The organism is Mesorhizobium sp. LNHC232B00, assembly GCF_000502435.1.
In the GTDB taxonomy this organism is placed as follows: Bacteria; Pseudomonadota; Alphaproteobacteria; order Rhizobiales; family Rhizobiaceae; genus Mesorhizobium; species Mesorhizobium opportunistum.
This window is the reverse complement of the sequence record NZ_AYWP01000018.1, coordinates 78,308-97,415: the sequence shown is the minus strand read 5'-3', so window position 1 is coordinate 97,415 and position 19,108 is coordinate 78,308. Positions and strand designations below refer to the sequence as shown.

Below are 19,108 nucleotides of genomic sequence, written 5' to 3'. Positions count from 1 at the left end.
CGGAATGTCCCGCGAGATGGTGGAAATCCGTCTGGTCCCGGTGACCAGGGCCAACCGGACCCTGGTCGCGTCCCTGCAACTGGCGCCGGAGCAGATCGAGTTCGTCGCCGGCAATGCGGACTCCCTGGATGAGGCCCGGTCCGACAGGGACGCACGGCCACGCGCGGTGATGGCCGGGGACCGTGTCGTCGGATTTCTGATGTACGAGGCGCCGCGCGATGACGACGAGGCGCGCATCTATCGCTTCATGATCGACCGCTCCAGCCAGGGCAAAGGCTACGGCAAGGCCGCGCTGCGTGAAGTGCTGGACGAAATCCGGGGGCTCGGCCACGTCAGGCACGTTTCAATCTGCTACGAGCCGGAGAATGAGGCGGCCCGGCAACTCTATCGCACCGCCGGTTTCGTCGAGGAAGGCCTCGACGAGGACGGGGAAATGATCGCCGAGCTCGTGCTGCCCGCACCGAGCGGCCGATGACACTTCCCGCAATTCCGTCCGCCCTGGAGCAGCTTGAGGAAATCTCGCTCGCGCGGGCGCTGGCCGCTATCGCCCCCAACGGCGTCCGCACCGGATGCCGAATGATCCATGGAGGGGACGAGGCACACCTCTTGCCTGCCGAGGCGCAATCCATCCCGGCGCGCCAGCCGGCCATGCGGCGCGCGAGCGGCGCCGCCCGGTGGATCGCGCACGGGCTGCTGGCGGAAATCGGCGTCGGCGACGTCGCCATTCCGCGCACGCCCTCCGGTTCGCCCGCTTGGCCAGATGGGATAGCGGGTTCGCTCGCCCATGACGACGAGATGGCCGTGGCCACGGTCGCGCCGCTTGGCGACCTAGCCTCGCTCGGCATCGACGTCGAGCCGGCGGTGCCCTTGCCCGACGAGCTCCTGGCGCTTATTCAAACCGCAGCGGATGAAACCGGTGCGGCGCCTCCGCATCTTGGCGGCCGTATCCTCTTTTCAGCCAAGGAAGCGGTTTACAAGGCGGTGTATCCGCTCGACCGCGAAATCCTGGGCTATGAGGACATCGCCGTGGATCTGGCCGCAGGCAGCGCAGTGACGAAGACGAGCCGTCGCGTCCGCCTCGTATACTGCATCGTTCCGCGCGTGGTCGTGCTGGCGTTCGTCGTGGCGTGCGGACTAGCTGATCCGGCGCCGACGCGCCTGCTTCTTACGCTTCGGTGATCTCCGTATATCCCCTCACCGCGCCATCCTGCCCGCGTATCCGCCAGCTCTCCCCGTCGCGTCCCTCGATAGGACAAGGCCCGAGCGGCACCTTGCCGCCGCCCTCCGGCAGGTCGAGCACATAGACGGGATTGCAGATGCCCGACAGCCGCGCCCGCAGCGCCTCCACCAGCGCCTGGCCCTGCGCAATCGTGGTGCGCCTGTGCGCCATGCCGCGCGCGAGGTCGCCATGGTGCAGGTAATAGGGCTTTACCCCCAGCCGGTACATCAACTCGCGGCAGAGTTCTTCCAACACCTCGACGTTGTCATTGACGCCCTTGAGCAGAACGCTCTGGTTGAGCAACACGAAGCCCGCCTGGCGCATTGTCCGGCAAGCCGCCTCGGCAGCATCGGTGATCTCGCGTGCATGGTTGAAATGGGTGACGACGGTGACCATCAGCCGGCCTTGCAGCGCTTCGACCAGCCCCGGCGTGATGCGTGACGGCAGCGCCACCGGCACGCGAGTGTGGATACGCAGCAGCCGCACATGGGGGATAGCCTCGATGCGCGTGAAGATTTCGGCCAGTGCCTTGTCCGGCAGCGACAGCGGATCGCCGCCGGTCAGGATCACCTCGCGTATCTCGGAGTGGTCGGCGATATAGGCCAGCGCCGGCACCAGCGCCTCGCGCGTGTAGCCGCGGCCGATCGAGGTCAGTGATTCCTTGCGGAAGCAGAACCGGCAATAGACAGCGCATTGATAGGTCGGGAACAACAGCACCCGGTCGCCATGGCGATGCGTCAGCCTGGGCACCGGGCTGAATTCGTGATCGGCGATCGGATCGCCAAGCTCGCCCTCCGCTTCCACCAGTTCGTCCGGCGACGGGATCACCTGTGCCCGGATCGGGTCGGCCGGGTCGTTCCAGTCGATCAGGTCGAGATAGGTTTTTGGAACGCGCACCTTGTGGTTGGCTGCCGCCGCTAGCGCTGCTGCCCGCTCGGCCGGCGACAGCGGCAGGTGGTCGAGGTCACGCACATGGCGAACACCCTGGCGGACATCGTCCTGCCAGGTAGCGTCGGTGGCATGGGCTGCATCTTTGAGTTCGGTCATTGCGGGTCTCGGGCTGTTCGCGCGGACCTATCGGCCGGATGGGCGGTTGGGTCAACCACCATGGACGCCAACGATGTTCGCCCCGCCCTACGGCGCCCCCCCTCTGTCCGGCAGGACAGAGGGGGGCGTCGTAGGGCACCAACCTCGCAAGGCGTCCAACCTTCACACCGTCCGCCCGCCTCCTGCAGCCATCTCCACAAAGGCGCTCTCGATCGTCTCGAACCTCAACTCCGGATAGAGCGCACCGGCCTCGGGAGTGGCCGTCTCCAGCGCGGTCTCGCCGCGGATCCAGAATGCGCGCAGCAATGCGAGGCCCGGGACCGCCGCGATCAGCGCCTCCAGCTCGTCAGCGTTCATGTGCTTGATGCCAGGCGAGCGGCCGCTCACCTTGCGCCACAGCTCGATCATCTCGTTCTGCGTGATCCTGTTCTGCGCGATGCGGATTTCGCGGCGGACGGCACCCGGATCCTCCAGCGCACGCATGGTGACGGCGGCGATGTCCTTTTCGCTGACGAAGGTCGCCGGCACATTGCCATCGCCGTAGAGCGTGACCTCATCCGGCGGCAGGGACGTCGAGCCGAACCGCGTCAGGTCGCCAAGCGTGGCCACCCAGGTCGAGAAGAAACCATTGGTGTAGATCACCGTATAGGGCAGATCGGCTTGCCTGACCGCATCGAACACGGCTCGCTTGATGTCGAGCGGTTCGATCGAGCCGGGTGCGGCGGCGGCGAAGTCGAGGCCGAAGCCGGCGGAGGGCACATAGCGCGAGACGCCGGCATCCTTGATGGCACGCACCAGCGTCATCTCGCTCGCCGAACTCACATGCACCGAGCTGATGACGCGATCGACCTTGCCGACGGCGCGCACAAGGCTGTCATAATCGTCGAGATCGCCGACATGGACAGTGGCGCCGAGGTCTCGCAGCGGGCGCATCCGCTTCTCATTGCCTGCGGTTGCCGGCCGGACAAGGACATGCAGGCTGTCGCCGTTGCGTGCACTCGCTTTCGCCATTTCGCTGCCCAGAAGTCCCGTCGCGCCGATGATCAAGGTGCTGCTCATATTCCCCTCCCATTGCCCAGAATGCCGTTGCCAAGAATGGAACCGTCCCAGTCGCGCTCCAGGCCGATGTCGCGCAGGCGGCGATCCGACAGGCCTGAAACCTGGCGTAAGGTGCGGCGGTGCTCGAATGCTGCTGCGCTTCGCATGGCAAGGCCACCTATCGCGGCGCCGATATATCCAAAGGTCATTGTTCGTCTCCTGCGTTCGTTTGGGCGCAAGGATGCCGGTGCCGCCCAGCGGGCGAGCATGACAATCGCTCACACTCATGTCTGGTCTTCAGCGCATCGGCGAACCGGAAGCTCGATGTGGATGCGCGGTACGCCCTGGATATTGGCCATCTTTGGGCTGGACGACAAACGACTCTTTGTGCAGGATTTGTGAGCAATGCTCACAGGTCGACATCATGCCGCGCAGACTGCCGCCCCTCACTGCCCTCCCCGCCTTCGACGCAGCCGCCCGGCATTTGAGTTTCACCAAGGCGGCGGAAGAGCTCAACGTCACCCATGGGGCGGTCAGCCGCGCCATCCGCAACATCGAGGACAGGCTGGGCATCCAGCTGTTCGATCGCGGGACAAGGTCAGTGCGGCTGACACCGGTGGGCACGGCCTATGCGGAGGAGGTCGGCAAGGCGCTGGACCAGATCGCCGCCGCCACCATCGCCGCAACGCCCGACCGCTCGACGCGCGTCCTGAACGTCAGCACCTCGGACGGCTTCGCCGGTCGCTGGCTGGTGCCGAGGCTGCATCGCTTCCACCGCGCCAACGCCGATATCGACGTGCGGTTGTCGACCTCGGGCGTGTTTGCCGATTTCGTCAGCGACGGCATCGACATCGCCATCCGCTATGGCCGGGGCGACTACACCGGGGTGACCGTCGAGTTTCTCGCCGATGAGGAGGTCTTCCCGGTCTGCAGCCCGGAACTCCTGGCAGGCGAACATCCGCTACGCCGGCCCGAGGATCTCAGGCATCACAAGCTGATCCACGACGCTTTCCGCATCGACTGGGCGACATGGCTGGACCAAGCGGGCGTCACGGACGTCGACGCGAAGCGCGGCGTGCGCTTCGATTCCGCCACCTTCGCCGTCGAGGCGGCGGTTCATGGCGAAGGCGTGCTGCTCGGCCGCAGCGCGTTGGTCTCGGCCGACCTTGCGGCGGGGCGTCTGGTCCGGCCGTTCGACCTCGCGCTGAAATCGGCGGCTCGCTACTATGTCGTCTATCCCGAAGGCGCGCTGCGCCAGAAAAAGATCAGGGCGTTCCGCGACTGGCTGTTCGTCGAAATCGCGGCCGACTGGGTCGGGATGCCCACGAGTGATTGAGCGGCGCCGCGCAGCCCCCACCCCGCTGCTTCGCGGCGACCCTCCCCACAAGGGGGAGGGTTAGGGAGCGCCTTGTTCACCTATGCGACCGTGCTTTTATGGAAATGCAGAAAAGCTCGGCTCCCACCTCCCCCTTGTGGGGAGGTCGGACCGAAGGTCCGGGTGGGGGTACTGGCGCAAACCTTTTCGTGAGCTACTCCTTGGCGCGATAGGCTTCCGGCACGACGAACACTTCGTCGGCGCGACCATAGCCGCCGTCGGCGACCTCCTCGACCAGCACCATCGTGTAGGGCCGCACGCCCTCGCCGAAAAAGTCGACGAACATGGCGGTGATCCGATGGATGAGGTCTTCCTTCTGGGCCTTGGAGAGGGCCGCCTGCGGCATCTTGATGTTGGCGAATGGCATGATCGTTTCCTTTTGTGTTGAAGTTGGATTTCAGGTTTTGGGATGGAGCAGCCGTCGGGCGGCTGGAGACGCCGTCGACAGCCTCCTTCAGATCACGCCGCCATTGGCGCGGATGATTTGCCCGTTGACCCAGAAGCTGTCCGGCCCGGCCAGGAACGAGACCACGCCGGCGATGTCGTCGGGCTGGCCGAGCCGGCCGAGCGGAATCATCTTGCCGATCGCCTCGATCTGCGCCGCGCTCTTGCCGTCCGTGAACAGCGCCGTCTCGACCGGTCCGGGCGCCACCGCGTTGACGGTGATACGGCGCGCGCCAAGCTCCTTGGCGAGAATGTGGGTCATCGCCTCAGCCGCCGCCTTGGTGGCAGCGTAGACTCCATAACCCGGCTGATAGAGGCCGACGACGCTGCTGGAGAATGAGATGATGCGTCCACCATCACGAAGCCGGCGCGCGCCTTCGCGCATTCCACGGAACACGCCGCCGAGATTGGTGGCGACCTGGTTGTCGAAGGAGGCGTCATCGGTCTCGGCGATCGGCGAAAGCTTCATGATGCCGGCATTGTTGACGAGAATGTCGACGCCGCCGAACGCCTGTTCACCGGCATCGAAAAGCATGGCGATACCAGCCGGATCGGCGATGTTGGCCTGGACAGCGATTGCCTTGCCGCCACCGGCTTCAATGGCGCTGACGACCGCTTCGGCCTCGGTGCGGCTTCGCGAGTAGTTGACGACGACGGCCATGCCGTCGCGGGCTAGCCGCTGCGTGATCGCCGCGCCGATGCCCTTGGAAGCGCCGGTTACGATCGCAGCTCTGGTCGGAATGGGTGTCATGGAAGTCTCTCCGTGTTGTCGGTGACACGGGATATAGACCATGCCATCTTCCGGATAATCAGCTTCCTATTGACATCACTATTCGGAATCTGCGAACAAAGACCATGGATCGCCTGGACACGATGCGGCTCTTCGTTCGCGTTCTGGAGCGGCGCAGCTTCACCGCTGCTGCCGCCGATCTCGGCCTGCCCCGTTCAACCGCGACGGAAGCGATCCGGCGGCTGGAAGAACATCTCGGCGCGCGGCTCCTGGAGCGGACGACGCGGCAGGTGAATGCCACGCAGGATGGCGAGGCCTATTACCGGCGCTGCCTGTCGATCCTGGCCGAAATCGAGGATGCGGAAGCGGCCTTCCGCAATGCCGAACCCTTCGGCCTGCTGCGCATCGACGTCAGCACGCTGCTTACCCGGACATTTCTTCTGCCGCGCCTGCCGGAATTCCTCACCCGCCATCCCCGCATCGACCTGCAGATCGGCCAGAGCGACCGGCTGGTCGATCTGGTGCGCGAGGGCGTCGATTGCGTCATCCGCGTCGGCGAGCCGCCCGACAGCGGCATGATCATGCGGCGGCTGGCCATGATCCGCGAAATGACCTGCGCCAGTCCCGCCTATCTCGAACGCCACGGCACACCCGCCTCACCCGACGCGCTCGACGGCCACCAGGCGGTCGGCTTCGTCTCGTCGCGCACCGGCGAGGTGCTGCCCTTCGAATTCACCGTCGGCGGCAAGACCCGCGAAGTCAGGCTGCCGGGCCGCGTCGCCGCCAACAATTCCGACACCGCCGCCGACCTGGCCAGGCTTGGCCTGGGCCTCATCCAGGCCCCACGCTATCGCTTCGAAAAAGATCTTGCCGACGGCACGCTCGTCGAGGTGCTGGCAGACTACCCGCCGTCATCGACGCCACTGTCGGCGCTCTACCCGCAGAACCGGCAGCTTTCGCCCCGGCTGCGCGTCTTCCTCGACTGGGCCGCGCGCATCTTCGCCGAGGCGAACCTGTAGAGGTGAGATCCAGCCCTAGTCGCCGGCGATCAGCACGATCTTTGCCGGGTCGAAATCGATGCCGACGACGGTTCCTTCCGCCACGGCGGGCGAATGGCGAATGTCGCGAGACCAAGCCACGCCCTGCCCCGCCTGCGATCAAAAGGACCTTTCATCGATATTCCTCCCTTAACCTGCTCTTGAAATTCAACCGTCGTCGAGCGGCACTCCGATCACCTGGGACAGCGTCGCCGCCACGCCCGGCGCTGCGGCAAGCACGGGATTGCCCTTCGTCATGCCCTCACCGTCGAGGAACCGGTTCACCCGGCCCCCGGCCTCCTCCACCAGAAGCAATCCGGCCAGGCAGTCCCATGAATTGATGTGAAGCTCGGCGTAGGCGTCCGAGCGGCCGTCGGCGACATAGGCCAGCCCAAGCGCCCCCGAACCGGAGCGCCGCACATTGGCGCCGAGCGACCAGACCAGCGCGACCTTGTCCAGATAGACGCGGTTCGGGATCCTGGGCGACCAGCCGAACTCGACAAAGGCGCGGTCGAAAGCTTGCGTCGGTGAAACATGGATCGCCGCGCCGTTGCGCGTGGCGCCGCTCCCACGACGGGCAAAATACGTCTCGCCGACGGCCGGATTGGCGATGCCGCCAATTTCGCTACGGCCGTCCTGGACAAAGGCTATGGAGATGCAGAAATGCGGAATGCCGCGCATGAAATTAGCGGTGCCGTCGATCGGGTCGACGACCCACATGCGGGCCGAGCCGGTGCCGCCGGTCTCCTCGCCCAGGAACCCGTCCTGCGGAAAGGCCTCGGCCAGCGTCGCGCGGATGTGCTCCTCGACCTTGCCGTCGGTTTCGGTGAGAAAATCCTGCGGCCCTTTCATCGCCACCGGCTGGGTGGCGTCGAGCCTGGAGTATCCCTCCATCGCCAACTCTCCCGCCGAGGTGAGCAGTTTGCGGCAGACATCGGCACGCCTGTCCATCTCGGCATCGGACAGCCGGTCCGCCCCGGGATGCGCCACTGCCGTGCTCACGCAGCCGGTCCGGACAATCGTACCCTCGATGCCCTCGTCGCTGAAATGGACAGGATATCCTCCAATGCCGTCACATTTGTTGCACGGCTGTGCAAAGCTGTTTCATTCAGACGCAGGTGTCAAGTACGGCAGTGGCAATAGCTCGGAACTTGCGCTACGTTGCACGGCCGTGCAAGGAATCATGAGAAACAGCAGCGAGACGTTCGCTTGACCGTCCAGAGAGCCCGCAACGGTTTTTCCAGCGCCCAGCAGGTCGCCGACCTCGCCGGCGTTTCGCGTTCCGCCGTGTCGCGAACCTTCACCCCCGGCGCCAGCGTCTCTGAAGAAACCCGCGAGCGTGTGCTGCAGGCGGCCGAGCAGCTCGGCTATCACGTCAACCATCTGGCACGCGGCCTGATGCGGGCCTCCACGGGCATTGTCTGCCTTATCGTTGCCGACGGCGACACGCCCTATCACGCCCGGCTGCAGCGGATGCTGACGCAGCACCTGCGGGATGCCGGCAAGGTGGCCATGGTGTTCAACACCTCCGGCCCCAGCCACCATGTCGATCAGGCATTGCGCAACACGCTGAATTATCGCGCCGATGCGAGCATCGTGCTGTCCGGTTCGCCGCCGCAAGTCCTGATCCGCACCTGCCTCGAAAATGGCCAACGGCTGATCCTGATCAATCGCGACGACCGCTTCGACGGGCCGCACAACATCGGCGTCGACAACGCCGCAGCCGCCGAGGCGGCATTGCACGCCTTCATCCGCGCCGGTTGCACGAGGCCTGCCCTGGTCACGTCGGCCGCCGGCACACCCAGCCTTCTGGCCCGCGAGACGGCTTTCATCGCCGCCGCGCGGAAGGAAGGGCTGGAGGTGATCCTGTGGCGCGAGGGACGCACCGGCTATGCAACCGGCGTCGAGGGCGCCAGGCGCCTGTTTTCCGGCCGGCAGCGGCCGGATGCGGCGTTCTGCGTCACCGATCTCATCGCCTGCGGCTTCCTGGATGCGGCGCGCCATGAGTTCGGCATCAGCGTGCCGCGCGATCTCTGCGTCATCGGCTTCGACGATATCAAGCAGGCCGACTGGGCTTCGTATCGGCTGACGACGTTCGCACCGCCCATCGATGACATCGCCACGCACGCCGTGCGGCTGGCCACCGGTGCGCGGGAAGAAGGCGGCACCGGCAGCCGTATGATCTATCATGCCCCGATGATCTGGCGTGGCACCGTAAGGCCGGGGCAGAGCTGATGCGAAGCATGCCCCGACCAGATTGGGATGCGCACTGATGCCAAAGAAGAAGGCCATGAAGACGCGTCATATTGAGAGACCGGTCGAGGTTACGGTGAATCCCGAAATCCGTCGGATGATGCGCAAGTTCGGCCTGACCGAGGAAGAGGCGCTGCGCATGATGCGCGAGGGCAACGCCGCCCTCTATGGCTCCAGCGCCGGACACGGCCGGCAAGGATCCTAGCTCCGCCCGCCGGTTCTTCTGCCTGCGCAACCGGCGGCTTCCTTCATTGCCCATCCACGCCATCTGATGTCATTGTCGCCGCGACGGCGCTCCGTGGGGAGATGTGGCGCCGCCAGGGAGGACTGCCATGACCAGGACCGGCTTGCCGCGCTACGAGGACGCTGTTTCACGCTTTCGCATCGAAGATGAGATCGCCCGGCTCGACGGCGACCCGGCGACCGGCACCAATGCCTATGTCGAATGCTGCGGCCGCCATATCGGCAGCAACCGTCTGGCGCTGCGCGCGATCTCGGCCGGCGGCGAGCTCAGGCAATTCAGCTTCGACGATCTGGCCGATATGTCGGGCCGCGTCGGCAACCTGCTCAAGGATTTGGGCGTCGGCCCCGGCGATGTCGTCGCCGGCATGCTGCCGCGCATTCCCGAACTGGTGGCGTTGATCCTCGGCACCTGGCGCATCGGTGCCGTCTACCAGCCGCTGTTCACCGCATTCGGCCCAAAAGCGATCGAACATCGGCTCGGCTACAGCGGGGCGAAACTGGTGGTGACCAATCCAGCCAATCGCGGCAAGCTCGACGAGATCGAGACCTGCCCGCGCGTGGCAACCATTCTCGACCGCGACGACACCTTGCCCCAAGGCGACACCGATTTTCGTGCCGCCATTGCCGCCGTCTCGCCCGACTGTGAGCCGGTGATGCGCAAGGGTTGCGATCTATTCATGATGATGTCGACCTCGGGCACGACAGGCCTGCCCAAGGGCGTGCCGGTGCCGCTCGGTGCGCTGCTGGCCTTCGGCGCCTATATGCGTGACGCGATCGGACTTCGTCCCGACGACATCTTCTGGAACATCGCCGATCCCGGCTGGGCCTATGGCCTCTATTATGCCGTCACAGGCCCCCTGCAGCTTGGCATTGCCACGACCTTCAACGAAGGTCCCTTCAATGCCAGGAGCACCTATGAGGTCATCGAGCGGCTCGGCGTCACCAGCCTGGCCGGTTCGCCCACCGCCTTCCGCCTGCTGCTCGCCGAAGGTCCCGACGCCGCCGCCCGCATCAAGGGCCGGCTGCGCGTGGTGAGCAGCGCCGGCGAGCCGCTCAACCCGGAAGTGATCCGCTGGTTCGACGCGCACCTCGGTGCGCCCATCCACGATCATTACGGCCAGACCGAGAACGGCATGATGGTCAACAACCACCACGGCCTCGCGCATCCTGTCCGCGCGGGCTCCGCCGGCTTTGCCATGCCCGGCTACCGCATGGTGGTGCTGGACGAGGCCGGCAACGAGCTCGGCCCCAACCAGCCCGGCATCCTTGCCGTCGACATCGCCAACTCGCCGCTGCGCTGGTTCGACGGCTATCACCAGGAACAGACACCGGCGATATCAGGCGGCTATTACCGCACCGGCGACACGGTGGAATACGAGCCGGACGGCTCGGTCTCCTTCATCGGCCGCGCCGACGACGTCATAACCTCATCGGGCTACCGCATCGGCCCCTTCGATGTCGAAAGCGCGCTCATCGAACATCCCGCGGTCAACGAGGCCGCAGTGGTTGGCGTGCCCGATCCGCAGCGCACCGAGATCGTCAAGGCCTTCGTCATCCTGGCACCCCCTTTCAAGGGCAGCGAGGCGCTCGCCGAGGAACTGGCGCAGCATGTCCGCAAGCGGCTTTCTGCGCATGCCTATCCGCGCGAAATCGATTTCGTGACGGAATTGCCGAAGACGCCGAGCGGCAAGATCCAGCGCTTCCTGCTGAGGAAGGCGGATGTGGAGAAGCGAAAGCAAACCTGACCATGTTTTCACCATGCTCGTTGCACAATGTCTCCAGCACAACACCCTGGAACTGGAGAGATTCCCATCATGCGGCTGGTCTGGACGGTCATGTTCGCGCTGGCGAGCAGCGCGGCTTTCGCGGCATCGCCGGAGGACGACTATGTTGCCGCGCGCGACAAGGCGATTGCAGCGATCGCAGCGCTCAACAGCGCGAACGCTCCCGTGGAAGACCTCGATGCCGCCGATGCCAAGGCGCGGACCGATCTCGAAGGGCGCCTGTCCGCGCTTCTCGGCCCCCTGGCGGTCAAGGATTTCCCGGCAACCGGCACCATCAATCTGGAAAGCCTGAGCGACGCCGATGTCGGATATGGCATGCTCGACGGGCTGCGATACACCAAGAGCGATGACGGCCCGAGCCTCTTGGCAACGACGCGGGGTCTTCTCGACCGCTGGCTCCAGGCTCGGTCCGCCGAGACCGACCCGGCACTCAAACTGCCCACCGATATCAACGAAGCGCTGAAGCTCGACGCCTTCTACACCCAGGCGATCAACAGCGACGCCGCCTTCATGGGAACGCTCGATTTTCCACTGAAGAAGCCTGATGGCGCCGACATCGCCATCGCGCGGCTCGGCGGGTGGACGCAGGATGTCGGCCCGATCTACGAGCAGCAGGTCGTCGTCACGCTGGTCAAGGGCAACAGCGTCATGATCGCCTCGGCGCCCGCCACACCACCTGTTCCCAAGATCGCGGCCTGCGAGGCCTTGTGGACCGCGGCCGACGAAGCCGCCCAGAAACTCGCCGCGCAGGCGTCCGGGCAGCAGGACGAAACGGCCTATGATGCCGCCAATGCCGCTTGGGAAAAAGGCGACGGCGACTATCGCAAATGCATGGGCGAACAATTGCCGAAAGACGCGGCCTTCCCGGCTCTGGTCGGCGAGGCGCAGGCGCTTGCCGACCAGATGGCGGGGAAGTAGGCGCGGACGCCGAAGCTGCCAATCTCCCCACTCGTGGGGGGTGAGGAGCGGCCAGCGCAGCGGACGGAAAGCCAATTGCTTGGCTTTCCGAGCGACGAACGCCGGCAGGCCAGAGGGGGGCGCCGTAGGGCGCCAACCTTGCTCTTCTGCCGATACGAGAGAACACATCGCGATTGGCGAACGGACGGGGAGAGTCGGCGGGACAGCGCCCCCCTCTGCCCTGCCGGGCATCTCCCCCACGTGGGGGGAGATTGGCAGTTTTGCTGCGGGCGCCCAGTTCTCACCCCTTGTTGCCTTCGTATCCCATCGATATTGTCGCCGCGTTGGCAACTGCCGAGTTGCCACATCAGTTGAAAATGGTTGAAAGGAAATCCCGAATGCGCCTCGGCGCAGCGGGCGAACGAACATTGTGGGAAAATCTGAATGACGACGGATACGAAAGCGACGGAAACCAGGGCGTTCGAGGCGGATGTTTCGCGGCTGCTGCACATGATGGTGCATTCGGTCTATTCCGATAAGGACGTCTTCCTGCGCGAGTTGATTTCCAATGCCGCCGACGCCTGCGAGAAGCTGCGTTTCGAGGCCGTCAGCCGGCCCGAACTCTTGGGCGACGACCCCAAGCCACGCATCTCGATTTCGGCCGACCCCGACAACAAGCAGATCACCGTCGAAGACAACGGCATCGGCATGAGCCGCGACGACATGGCGGAGGCCCTTGGCACGATCGCGCGGTCGGGCACGCGCGCCTTCATCGAGCGGGTCGGTTCCGGCACGGAAGACACCCAGCTTATCGGCCAGTTCGGCGTCGGCTTCTACTCCGCTTTCATGGTGGCCGACCGGGTCGATGTCGTCAGCCGGCTGGCGGGAAGCGAGGAAGCCTGGCGCTGGTCGTCCGACGGCAAAGGTTCCTACGAGATCGCGCCCGCCCCGCTCGAAGCTGCACCCAGGCGCGGCACCCGCGTCGTGCTGCATCTGATGGACGATGCCGTCTCCTACACCGGCTCCTACCGGCTCGAGCAGCTGGCCAAATCGCAATCGGGCCATGTGCCGGTGCCGATCACGTTCGTTGAAAAACCTGGCGCCGAGGCGCGCGACATCGCCGATGGTACGGCACTCTGGGTCAGGCCGAAGAACGAGATCAAGCCGGAGGAATACACCGACTTCTATCGCGGCGTCGCCGGCCAGTATGACGAGCCGGCTGCCACCATCCATTTCCGCGCCGAGGGTCGGCAGGAATACTCAGTGCTTGCCTTCGTGCCCGGCTCGCGCCCGTTCGATCTCTTCGACCAGGACCGAAAGGGCCGCATGAAGCTCTATGTGCGCCGCGTCTTCATCACCGACGATGCCGACCTCCTGCCGCGCTATTTGCGCTTCGTGCGCGGGCTGGTCGATTCCGCCGATCTGCCGCTCAACGTTTCGCGCGAGATGATCCAGGAAAGCCCGCTGCTGGCCGCGATCCGCAAGGGCCTGACCAATCGCGTGCTTGGCGATCTCGTCAAGCTGGCCGAGAATGAAGCCGAGGCCTACGCGAGTATCTGGGAGAACTTCGGCGTCGTTCTCAAGGAAGGGCTCTACGAGGACCATGAGCGCCGCGAACAATTGCTGAAGCTTGCCCGCTTCCGCTCAACCGGCTCTGGCGAAGGCTGGCGCGGGCTTGCAGACTATGTCGCGGCGATGAAGGAAGGCCAAAAGGCGATCTTCTTCATGGCTGGCGACGACCGCGCGCGGCTCGAAGCCTCGCCGCAGCTCGAAGGTTTCAAGGCACGCGGCATCGAGGTGCTGTTGCTTACCGACCCGGTCGACAGCTTCTGGGTGACGATGGGGCCGGACTTCGACGGCAAGCCGTTCAAGTCGGTGACGCAGGGCGTGGCGGAGCTGTCGGACATTCCGCTGCCCGATGACGCCGCCAAGCCGGACACTGCAACGACACCGGAAGTCGACGGCTTCCTGGCTTTCGTCAAGGCGGCACTCGGCGATGCCGTGTCGGACGTCAAGGCATCAGATCGCCTGACCGAAAGCGCCGTCTGCCTGGTCGCGCCCGAACATGGCCCCGACCGTCAGTTCGAGCGGTTGCTCAATGCCGCCGGCCGCCTCGACAAGGCGGCGAAGCCGATCCTGGAAATCAATCCGCGGCATCAGCGCGTGCTGGCGCTCGCCGGCCTTGGCGAGGAGGAACAGGCCTTCAAGGACGACGCGGCCCATCTCCTCTATGACGAGGCGCGCGTGCTCGACGGCGACAAGCCGGCCGACGCCAGGGCGTTTTCCGATCGCCTTGCCCGGCTGATCGCACGCGGCATTTCGAAGGGCTGAGCCCACGCTCAGCCCGAGTTGATTGCTAAGCTTCGGCGGCGATCAACCTGTCGGCGCCGCCACGCCGGCATGGTGGCTCCCCAATTGCCAGAAGGGCAGCGGAAACCGCCTGCGCTCTTCTTCGATAAGGTGGAAGCCCGCCGCCCGGATCAGGCCCAACGGATCGCGGTTGAGGTGACAGCCGCCGGCGAGCCGTCCCCACAGGCGGTTCAGGCGCTCCTGCCACCTGCGGCAGCGCGGCCCCTCGGCCTGGCCGTGCTCGATGAAGATCAGCCGGCCCGTGGGCTTCAGGATGCGCCGGATTTCGCTCAGCGCCGCCTCGGGGTCCGGAATGGTGCAAAAGGCATAGGTGACGACGACCGTGTCGGCACAGGCATCGGCCAATGGCAGGCTTTCGCCGCCGGCCCGCAGGCATTCGACATCGAATGGCGAGGAGCGGCACTTCGGTCCGGCCAGGCCGAGCATCGTGCCGTCGGGATCGACGCCGACCAGCCGCTTCACCCGGGCAGCGTCGTAATAGGGAAGGTTCAGGCCCGACCCGAAGCCGACTTCGACGACGATGCCCTCTGCCCTCGGGATCATGCGCCTTCGCATATGCGCGAACGCATTCGCCGAACAGCCGGCGTGGACGAAGTAGGGAGCAACGCAGCGTGCGTACCAGGAGAGACAGGATTGGCACATGTGTCAGCCTCCCTGCCGTGTGGTTGCGGCACCGACAGGGGTGCCGGCATCGATCTCGAACGTAGAGTGATGGGCGGACGTATTGACCAGTGGCATTTCTCGCTCCAAGGGAGTCTCCTGATCGGGCTCAATCGGCCCGGCGTCGTGGGGTAGATAGAAGGCCGGCGTCCCCTCAACGTCCTCTCAAACCCCTTCGGCGGCCGCACACGGTTTCGATGGAACGATTGGCGTTCCGACTGCTGGGGTTTCCGGAGTTCCGCCTGAACGGGCGGCGGGTGGAGCTTGCCTTGCGCAAGGCGGCTGCGCTCCTGGTCTATCTCGCAGAGGCCGGCGGACCCGTGGCGCGCGACGTCGCCGCCACGCTTCTGTGGCCTGAAACCGACGAAGAATCCGCACGGGCACGCCTTCGCCGCACACTGTATAAAATCCGCATCGCTTTCGGCAGCGAGGTCATCGCCGCCACCGGAGCATCGCTCGTCCTGCACCCGGCGCTGTCGGTCGAGGTCGACTCCAGCTTTTTCGAACATGCCTGCAATGTCGGTCCCCTCGACGCGGCGGCCGATACATACCAGAGCGACTATCTCGCCGGCTTCTCAATTCCGGATTGTCCGGAATTCGAGGAGTGGGTCTTCTTCAGGCGCGAGGCCTTGCGCAGCCGCCTGGTGCAGGTGCTGGAACGGCTGGTCGAAGCCAAGATCGCCGACGGCGAGCCGCGTGCTGCCGTCGTGAACGCGACACGCCTGGCCGGACTGGATCCTCTGAGCGAAAGCGCGCACCGTCACCTGATCCGTGCCCATCTGGCGGCTGGGGACAGGGCGGCGGCCGAGCGCCAGGTCGAATCCTGCGTGCGGCTGCTGAGGGATGAACTCGGCGTCGCGCCGGACCCCGCCACCCTTGCCCTGCTGCAGCAGCCAACGCACGATGCCGCCGTCCCCGCAACGCGCTACGTCGAAGTCGACGGCATCCACATCGCCTACCAGATCGTCGGCACCGGCCCGATGGACATCGTGCTTGTTCCCGGCTTCATTTCACATGTCGAGCGCGTTTGGGAGGACGGACGCTGTCGCGCCTGGCTCAACTCGGTTTCGCGGCTAGGCCGCCTGATCCTGTTCGACCGGCGCGGCATGGGGCTTTCCGACCGCGTCGGCGCCCGCCCCACCGTCGAAGCGACGGCGCAGGATATTCTGGCGGTCATGAATGCGGCCGGCAGCCGTCGCGCCCTGCTCATCGGCGCCTCGGAGGGTGGGCCGGGTTGTATCCGTTTCGCCGTGGATCACCCCGATCGCCTCAGCGGCCTTGTCCTCTGGGGCTCGCTCGCGAAAGGCAGCCACGCCCCCGACTATCCCCTCGCCCTGACCGCCGCGCAATATGATCTGTGGAAGCGACGCCTGCTCGCCGGCTGGGGTGGTCCGGCGGAGATCGAAACCTTCGCGCCGAGTCTCGCCGGTGACCGCCAGGTTCGGACCTGGTGGGCCGGACTGCTCAGGGCGGCCTCCAGTCCCGGCGCGGTCGCGGGTCTGTTGGAGGCACTGCGTGATACCGATGTCCGTCATCTCCTGGCAAAGGTCTCGGCCCGGACGATGGTGCTGCACCGCACCGGCGACCGCGCCGTGCGCATCGAGGCCGGGCGGTTCCTCGCCGCCCGGATTCCGGGCGCACGGTTCATCGAGGTCGCCGGTGACGACCACTGGTTCTGGGTCGGCGACCAACAGCCGCTGCTCGACAGCATTGGCGCGTTCGCACGAAGCGGCTGATCGCCAGTCGCCGATCCAGCCNGATCCAGCCACGCTCGCCATCCAGAAAATCGTCGAGTTCGCCCTGTTGCGGATCAGCCACCGATGTCGCCGGCGACGCCAAGGAGCGGTTGGGCCTAAGCGCCCTGCTCGTGCGCCCCGATGGCATCGTCGCCTGGGCCGCTGACGCTGTGCCCGACCTTGAGGAGCTGAGCCGAACCGCGTCACGTTGGTTTGGCGACGCGGCGACGCTGTAATCTCCCCCCCTCGTGGGGGAGATGGCCGGCAGGCCAGAGGGGGGCGCGAAGGAACGCCAACCTCTCTTTGCCGGGCACTGCGTCCGCATGTGGCAGACCCGACGAAACAAGCGTGAGAGCATTGCAGATTGGGGACAGGATCGCGGGGCAGCGCCCCCCTCTGTCCTGCCGGACATCTCCCCCACNCCCGACCTTGAGGAGCTGAGCCGAACCGCGTCACGTTGGTTTGGCGACGCGGCGACGCTGTAATCTCCCCCACAAGAGGGGAGATCGGCAGCTTCGGTGCCGCCCTCACCCCATGGCTGAAAAACGAGGATGGCCTGTCGGGAGTGACGTCGCTCATTCGTCCTTTGGACGCAACCAAAAACCATACCCGACACCGGAGCCTGCCAATGACCCCCACCATCACAGCCTTTGAACGATCGCCCGATGGCGGCAAGGGACTGGCGCGCGATACGCGCGTTCGCTGGGCGCTCGAAGAAGTGGGGCAGCCCTATGAGGTTCGTCTCGTTTCCTTCGCACAGATGAAGGCGCCCGAGCATCTGGCCATCCACCCCTTCGGCCAGATCCCCACTTATGAGGAAGGATCCCTGTGCCTGTTCGAGACCGGCTCGATCGTCTTTCATCTCGCCGAACGGTACGCCGGCCTGCTGCCTGCGGATAGCGATGCCCGCGCGCGTGCCATCACCTGGATGTTTGCCGCGCTCAACACCGTCGAGCCACCGATCCTCGAATTGATGACGGCAAGAATATTCGAACGTGACAAGCCTTGGAGCGAAGAGCGCCTGCCGCTGGTAAAGGACCGTGTTCGCGCGACGCTGGACAAGCTCTCTGTTCACCTGGGCGCCGCCGACTGGCTCGATGGTGCGTTCAGCGCCGGCGATCTGTTGATGGTATCAGTGCTGCTGCGACTGAGAATGTCAGGCATTTTGGACGAATATGAAAACCTGGCCGCCTATGTGGCGCGCGGCGAAGCTCGGCCCGCTTATGTCAGGGCTTTCGCCGCGCAATTTGCGGTCAACGCCCCGTCAATCAGCTGAAACACCAATGCCCGACGCCTCCAGCTTGACCGCTTTTGGCGTCAACCTCGCACATTATCGCGACCACAGCGCGCGAGCGGACGTCAGGCGAACATGGCTGCTGCGGGCGGTGGGTCGCGGCCAGGCGACGGAACGGGAGCGTATCGGTCATAGAAAGCGCTCAGGCGTGCCCGCCCGTTCGAGCGCAACAAGAGTGTCTCTTCCAATTTGAACATGGTTGCGAGCGGCACAATCGCGTTGATGACAACGGCGAGGCCCTGGGTTTCCTGACCCCGGATCTGGCCACGGCGGCTGTTCAGTTCGCCGATGATGCTGGTGACATAGTCCGGAGGCGTCACCACCTCGACCTTCATGATCGGCTCGAGCAGTTGCACGCCGAGGCGCGGCGCGGCTTCGCGAAAGCAGGCGCGCCCCGCGATCTCGAAAGCCAGAGCCGAGGAATCAGTATCGTGCCAGGCCGCGTCCACCAGCGTCGCCTTGACGCCGATCATCGGAAAGCCCGCGAACGGCCCTGCCGACAGAGCGCTGCGCAGCCCCTTTTCGATGCCGGTGATGTATTGGTTCGGAACCGCACCACCGACGATACTGGACGCCAACAGCAAGTCTGGATCGTACGAGCTCGGCTCGAACACAATCTTGACGCGGGCGAACTGGCCCGTGCCGCCGAACTGCTTCTTGTGTGTGAAGTCCTGCCCATGCGTGCGGGTGATCGTCTCGCGATAAGCTACTTGCGGGGCTCCGACATTCACGTTGATCATGAACTCGCGCCGCAGGCGATCAATTATAATGTCCAGATCATGTTCGCCTATGTGGGCGATGATGGTCTGGCCGCTCTCCTCGTCGGTCTTGACGTGGAAGGACGTATCTTCAGCCGTCAACTGCGACAAGGCGATATGCAGCTTTTCCTGATCGGCCCTCGACTTGGGCTCGATCGCCATTTGCAGCAAAGGCCCGGGCGCGGCTGGTTTTTCCATGGCGATATGCTCGCAAGTTGACCAG

18 protein-coding genes and 2 pseudogenes are annotated in these 19,108 nt (G+C 65.2%); 12 read left to right on the top strand and 8 right to left on the bottom strand.

Translation table 11 applies throughout. The annotated features are described in order from the left end of the window. Positions 1 to 4: 4 nt before the first annotated feature. Entirely contained in the window at positions 5 to 475 is a 471-nt protein-coding gene (locus tag X743_RS148120; RefSeq protein WP_023767244.1) for a GNAT family N-acetyltransferase, read from the top strand. Then, positions 472 to 1,179: a 4'-phosphopantetheinyl transferase superfamily protein gene (locus tag X743_RS148125; RefSeq protein ID WP_023767243.1), complete on the top strand. Its 708-nt coding sequence runs from the start codon at positions 472 to 474 to the stop codon at positions 1,177 to 1,179. Before X743_RS148120 ends, X743_RS148125 begins: the two co-directional genes overlap by 4 nt. Here the strand turns inward: X743_RS148125 and X743_RS148130 are convergent. The 3 genes from X743_RS148130 to X743_RS148140 form a co-directional block, all read right to left on the bottom strand. Continuing rightward, positions 1,166 to 2,266, bottom strand: coding sequence for a KamA family radical SAM protein (locus tag X743_RS148130; RefSeq protein ID WP_023767242.1), 1,101 nt, complete (start codon positions 2,264 to 2,266; stop codon positions 1,166 to 1,168). The genes X743_RS148125 and X743_RS148130 overlap by 14 nt on opposite strands. 162 nt (positions 2,267 to 2,428) lie before the next feature. Then, positions 2,429 to 3,325, bottom strand: a complete 897-nt coding sequence (locus X743_RS148135) for an NmrA family NAD(P)-binding protein (protein ID WP_023767241.1) — start codon at positions 3,323 to 3,325, stop codon at positions 2,429 to 2,431. Then, on the bottom strand, positions 3,322 to 3,513 hold the full coding sequence (locus X743_RS148140; protein ID WP_023767240.1) for a DUF1127 domain-containing protein: 192 nt from the start codon (positions 3,511 to 3,513) through the stop codon (positions 3,322 to 3,324). The genes X743_RS148135 and X743_RS148140 overlap by 4 nt, the downstream gene beginning before the upstream one ends. Positions 3,514 to 3,728: 215 nt before the next feature. Here X743_RS148140 and X743_RS148145 point away from each other — a divergent pair, with 215 nt between their 5' ends. Continuing rightward, positions 3,729 to 4,640, top strand: a complete 912-nt coding sequence (locus X743_RS148145) for a transcriptional regulator GcvA (protein WP_023767239.1) — start codon at positions 3,729 to 3,731, stop codon at positions 4,638 to 4,640. A gap of 193 nt (positions 4,641 to 4,833) precedes the next feature. On the opposite strand, the gene X743_RS148150 is transcribed toward X743_RS148145, so the two are convergent. Together X743_RS148150 and X743_RS148155 are read right to left on the bottom strand one after the other, a co-directional pair. Continuing rightward, the gene (locus X743_RS148150; protein WP_023767238.1) at positions 4,834 to 5,046 is read right to left on the bottom strand and encodes a 4-oxalocrotonate tautomerase family protein; all 213 of its coding nucleotides are present in this window, start codon (positions 5,044 to 5,046) and stop codon (positions 4,834 to 4,836) included. A gap of 87 nt (positions 5,047 to 5,133) precedes the next feature. Continuing rightward, positions 5,134 to 5,874 carry an SDR family oxidoreductase gene (locus X743_RS148155; RefSeq protein WP_023767237.1) on the bottom strand — a complete coding sequence of 247 codons (741 nt, stop codon included), beginning with the start codon at positions 5,872 to 5,874 and terminating at the stop codon, positions 5,134 to 5,136. Positions 5,875 to 5,978: 104 nt separating this feature from the next. Between X743_RS148155 and X743_RS148160 the strand changes: the two genes are divergently transcribed. Continuing rightward, positions 5,979 to 6,872 (top strand): LysR family transcriptional regulator, encoded by an 894-nt coding sequence (locus X743_RS148160; RefSeq protein WP_023767236.1) that lies wholly within the window; start codon positions 5,979 to 5,981, stop codon positions 6,870 to 6,872. Positions 6,873 to 7,058: 186 nt separating this feature from the next. Here the strand turns inward: X743_RS148160 and X743_RS148165 are convergent, their stop codons facing one another. Next, positions 7,059 to 7,841 (bottom strand): inositol monophosphatase, encoded by a 783-nt coding sequence (locus tag X743_RS148165; protein WP_031257980.1) that lies wholly within the window; start codon positions 7,839 to 7,841, stop codon positions 7,059 to 7,061. 258 nt (positions 7,842 to 8,099) lie between these two features. On the opposite strand from X743_RS148165, the gene X743_RS148170 reads away from it, so the two are divergent. The 5 genes from X743_RS148170 (at position 8,100) to htpG (ending at position 14,398) form a co-directional block, all read left to right on the top strand. Beyond that, positions 8,100 to 9,125: a substrate-binding domain-containing protein gene (locus tag X743_RS148170; RefSeq protein ID WP_023767233.1), complete on the top strand. Its 1,026-nt coding sequence runs from the start codon at positions 8,100 to 8,102 to the stop codon at positions 9,123 to 9,125. A gap of 37 nt (positions 9,126 to 9,162) precedes the next feature. Next, positions 9,163 to 9,348: a hypothetical protein gene (locus X743_RS148175; protein ID WP_023767232.1), complete on the top strand. Its 186-nt coding sequence runs from the start codon at positions 9,163 to 9,165 to the stop codon at positions 9,346 to 9,348. A 127-nt stretch (positions 9,349 to 9,475) separates the two neighbouring features. Then, the gene (locus X743_RS148180; RefSeq protein WP_023767231.1) at positions 9,476 to 11,131 is read left to right on the top strand and encodes an acyl-CoA synthetase; all 1,656 of its coding nucleotides are present in this window, start codon (positions 9,476 to 9,478) and stop codon (positions 11,129 to 11,131) included. Between the two features lie 69 nt (positions 11,132 to 11,200). Beyond that, the gene (locus tag X743_RS148185) at positions 11,201 to 12,088 is read left to right on the top strand and encodes a hypothetical protein (protein ID WP_023767230.1); all 888 of its coding nucleotides are present in this window, start codon (positions 11,201 to 11,203) and stop codon (positions 12,086 to 12,088) included. A gap of 423 nt (positions 12,089 to 12,511) precedes the next feature. Further along, complete coding sequence (htpG, locus tag X743_RS148190) at positions 12,512 to 14,398, top strand: molecular chaperone HtpG (RefSeq protein WP_023767229.1); 1,887 nt, start codon at positions 12,512 to 12,514, stop codon at positions 14,396 to 14,398. Positions 14,399 to 14,440: 42 nt separating this feature from the next. Here the strand turns inward: htpG and X743_RS148195 are convergent, their stop codons facing one another. After that, positions 14,441 to 15,079, bottom strand: coding sequence for a class I SAM-dependent methyltransferase (locus X743_RS148195; protein ID WP_031257979.1), 639 nt, complete (start codon positions 15,077 to 15,079; stop codon positions 14,441 to 14,443). A gap of 215 nt (positions 15,080 to 15,294) precedes the next feature. Here X743_RS148195 and X743_RS148200 point away from each other — a divergent pair, with 215 nt between their 5' ends. The 3 genes and pseudogenes from X743_RS148200 to X743_RS148205 all read left to right on the top strand — a co-directional run bounded on the left by X743_RS148200 (position 15,295) and on the right by X743_RS148205 (position 18,109). Continuing rightward, complete coding sequence (locus tag X743_RS148200) at positions 15,295 to 16,833, top strand: alpha/beta hydrolase (protein ID WP_023767227.1); 1,539 nt, start codon at positions 15,295 to 15,297, stop codon at positions 16,831 to 16,833. A gap of 80 nt (positions 16,834 to 16,913) precedes the next feature. Further along, positions 16,914 to 17,069: pseudogene (locus X743_RS1000000174135) on the top strand (hypothetical protein); the annotation flags it as partial. Between the two features lie 392 nt (positions 17,070 to 17,461). After that, positions 17,462 to 18,109 carry a glutathione S-transferase family protein gene (locus X743_RS148205; protein WP_023767226.1) on the top strand — a complete coding sequence of 216 codons (648 nt, stop codon included), beginning with the start codon at positions 17,462 to 17,464 and terminating at the stop codon, positions 18,107 to 18,109. Positions 18,110 to 18,192: 83 nt separating this feature from the next. Here X743_RS148205 and fusA read toward each other — a convergent pair. Continuing rightward, positions 18,193 to 19,059, bottom strand: a pseudogene (fusA, locus tag X743_RS148210) (elongation factor G); the annotation flags it as partial. Between the last annotated feature and the right edge of the window lie 49 nt (positions 19,060 to 19,108).

Excerpts from the sequence above, each read along its gene's own strand:
- htpG (WP_023767229.1), top strand. The coding sequence starts at position 12,512 with ATGACGACGGATACGAAAGCGACGGAAACCAGGGCGTTCGAGGCGGAT.
- X743_RS148180 (WP_023767231.1), top strand. The coding sequence starts at position 9,476 with ATGACCAGGACCGGCTTGCCGCGCTACGAGGACGCTGTTTCACGCTTT.
- X743_RS148165 (WP_031257980.1), bottom strand. The coding sequence starts at position 7,841 with ATGGACAGGCGTGCCGATGTCTGCCGCAAACTGCTCACCTCGGCGGGA.
- X743_RS148195 (WP_031257979.1), bottom strand. The coding sequence starts at position 15,079 with ATGTGCCAATCCTGTCTCTCCTGGTACGCACGCTGCGTTGCTCCCTAC.
- X743_RS148140 (WP_023767240.1), bottom strand. The coding sequence starts at position 3,513 with ATGACCTTTGGATATATCGGCGCCGCGATAGGTGGCCTTGCCATGCGA.
- X743_RS148120 (WP_023767244.1), top strand. The coding sequence starts at position 5 with ATGTCCCGCGAGATGGTGGAAATCCGTCTGGTCCCGGTGACCAGGGCC.
- X743_RS148205 (WP_023767226.1), top strand. The coding sequence starts at position 17,462 with ATGACCCCCACCATCACAGCCTTTGAACGATCGCCCGATGGCGGCAAG.
- X743_RS148145 (WP_023767239.1), top strand. The coding sequence starts at position 3,729 with ATGCCGCGCAGACTGCCGCCCCTCACTGCCCTCCCCGCCTTCGACGCA.
- X743_RS148125 (WP_023767243.1), top strand. The coding sequence starts at position 472 with ATGACACTTCCCGCAATTCCGTCCGCCCTGGAGCAGCTTGAGGAAATC.
- X743_RS148130 (WP_023767242.1), bottom strand. The coding sequence starts at position 2,266 with ATGACCGAACTCAAAGATGCAGCCCATGCCACCGACGCTACCTGGCAG.
- X743_RS148160 (WP_023767236.1), top strand. The coding sequence starts at position 5,979 with ATGGATCGCCTGGACACGATGCGGCTCTTCGTTCGCGTTCTGGAGCGG.
- X743_RS148175 (WP_023767232.1), top strand. The coding sequence starts at position 9,163 with ATGCCAAAGAAGAAGGCCATGAAGACGCGTCATATTGAGAGACCGGTC.
- X743_RS148150 (WP_023767238.1), bottom strand. The coding sequence starts at position 5,046 with ATGCCATTCGCCAACATCAAGATGCCGCAGGCGGCCCTCTCCAAGGCC.
- X743_RS148135 (WP_023767241.1), bottom strand. The coding sequence starts at position 3,325 with ATGAGCAGCACCTTGATCATCGGCGCGACGGGACTTCTGGGCAGCGAA.
- X743_RS148155 (WP_023767237.1), bottom strand. The coding sequence starts at position 5,874 with ATGACACCCATTCCGACCAGAGCTGCGATCGTAACCGGCGCTTCCAAG.
- X743_RS148185 (WP_023767230.1), top strand. The coding sequence starts at position 11,201 with ATGCGGCTGGTCTGGACGGTCATGTTCGCGCTGGCGAGCAGCGCGGCT.
- X743_RS148200 (WP_023767227.1), top strand. The coding sequence starts at position 15,295 with ATGGAACGATTGGCGTTCCGACTGCTGGGGTTTCCGGAGTTCCGCCTG.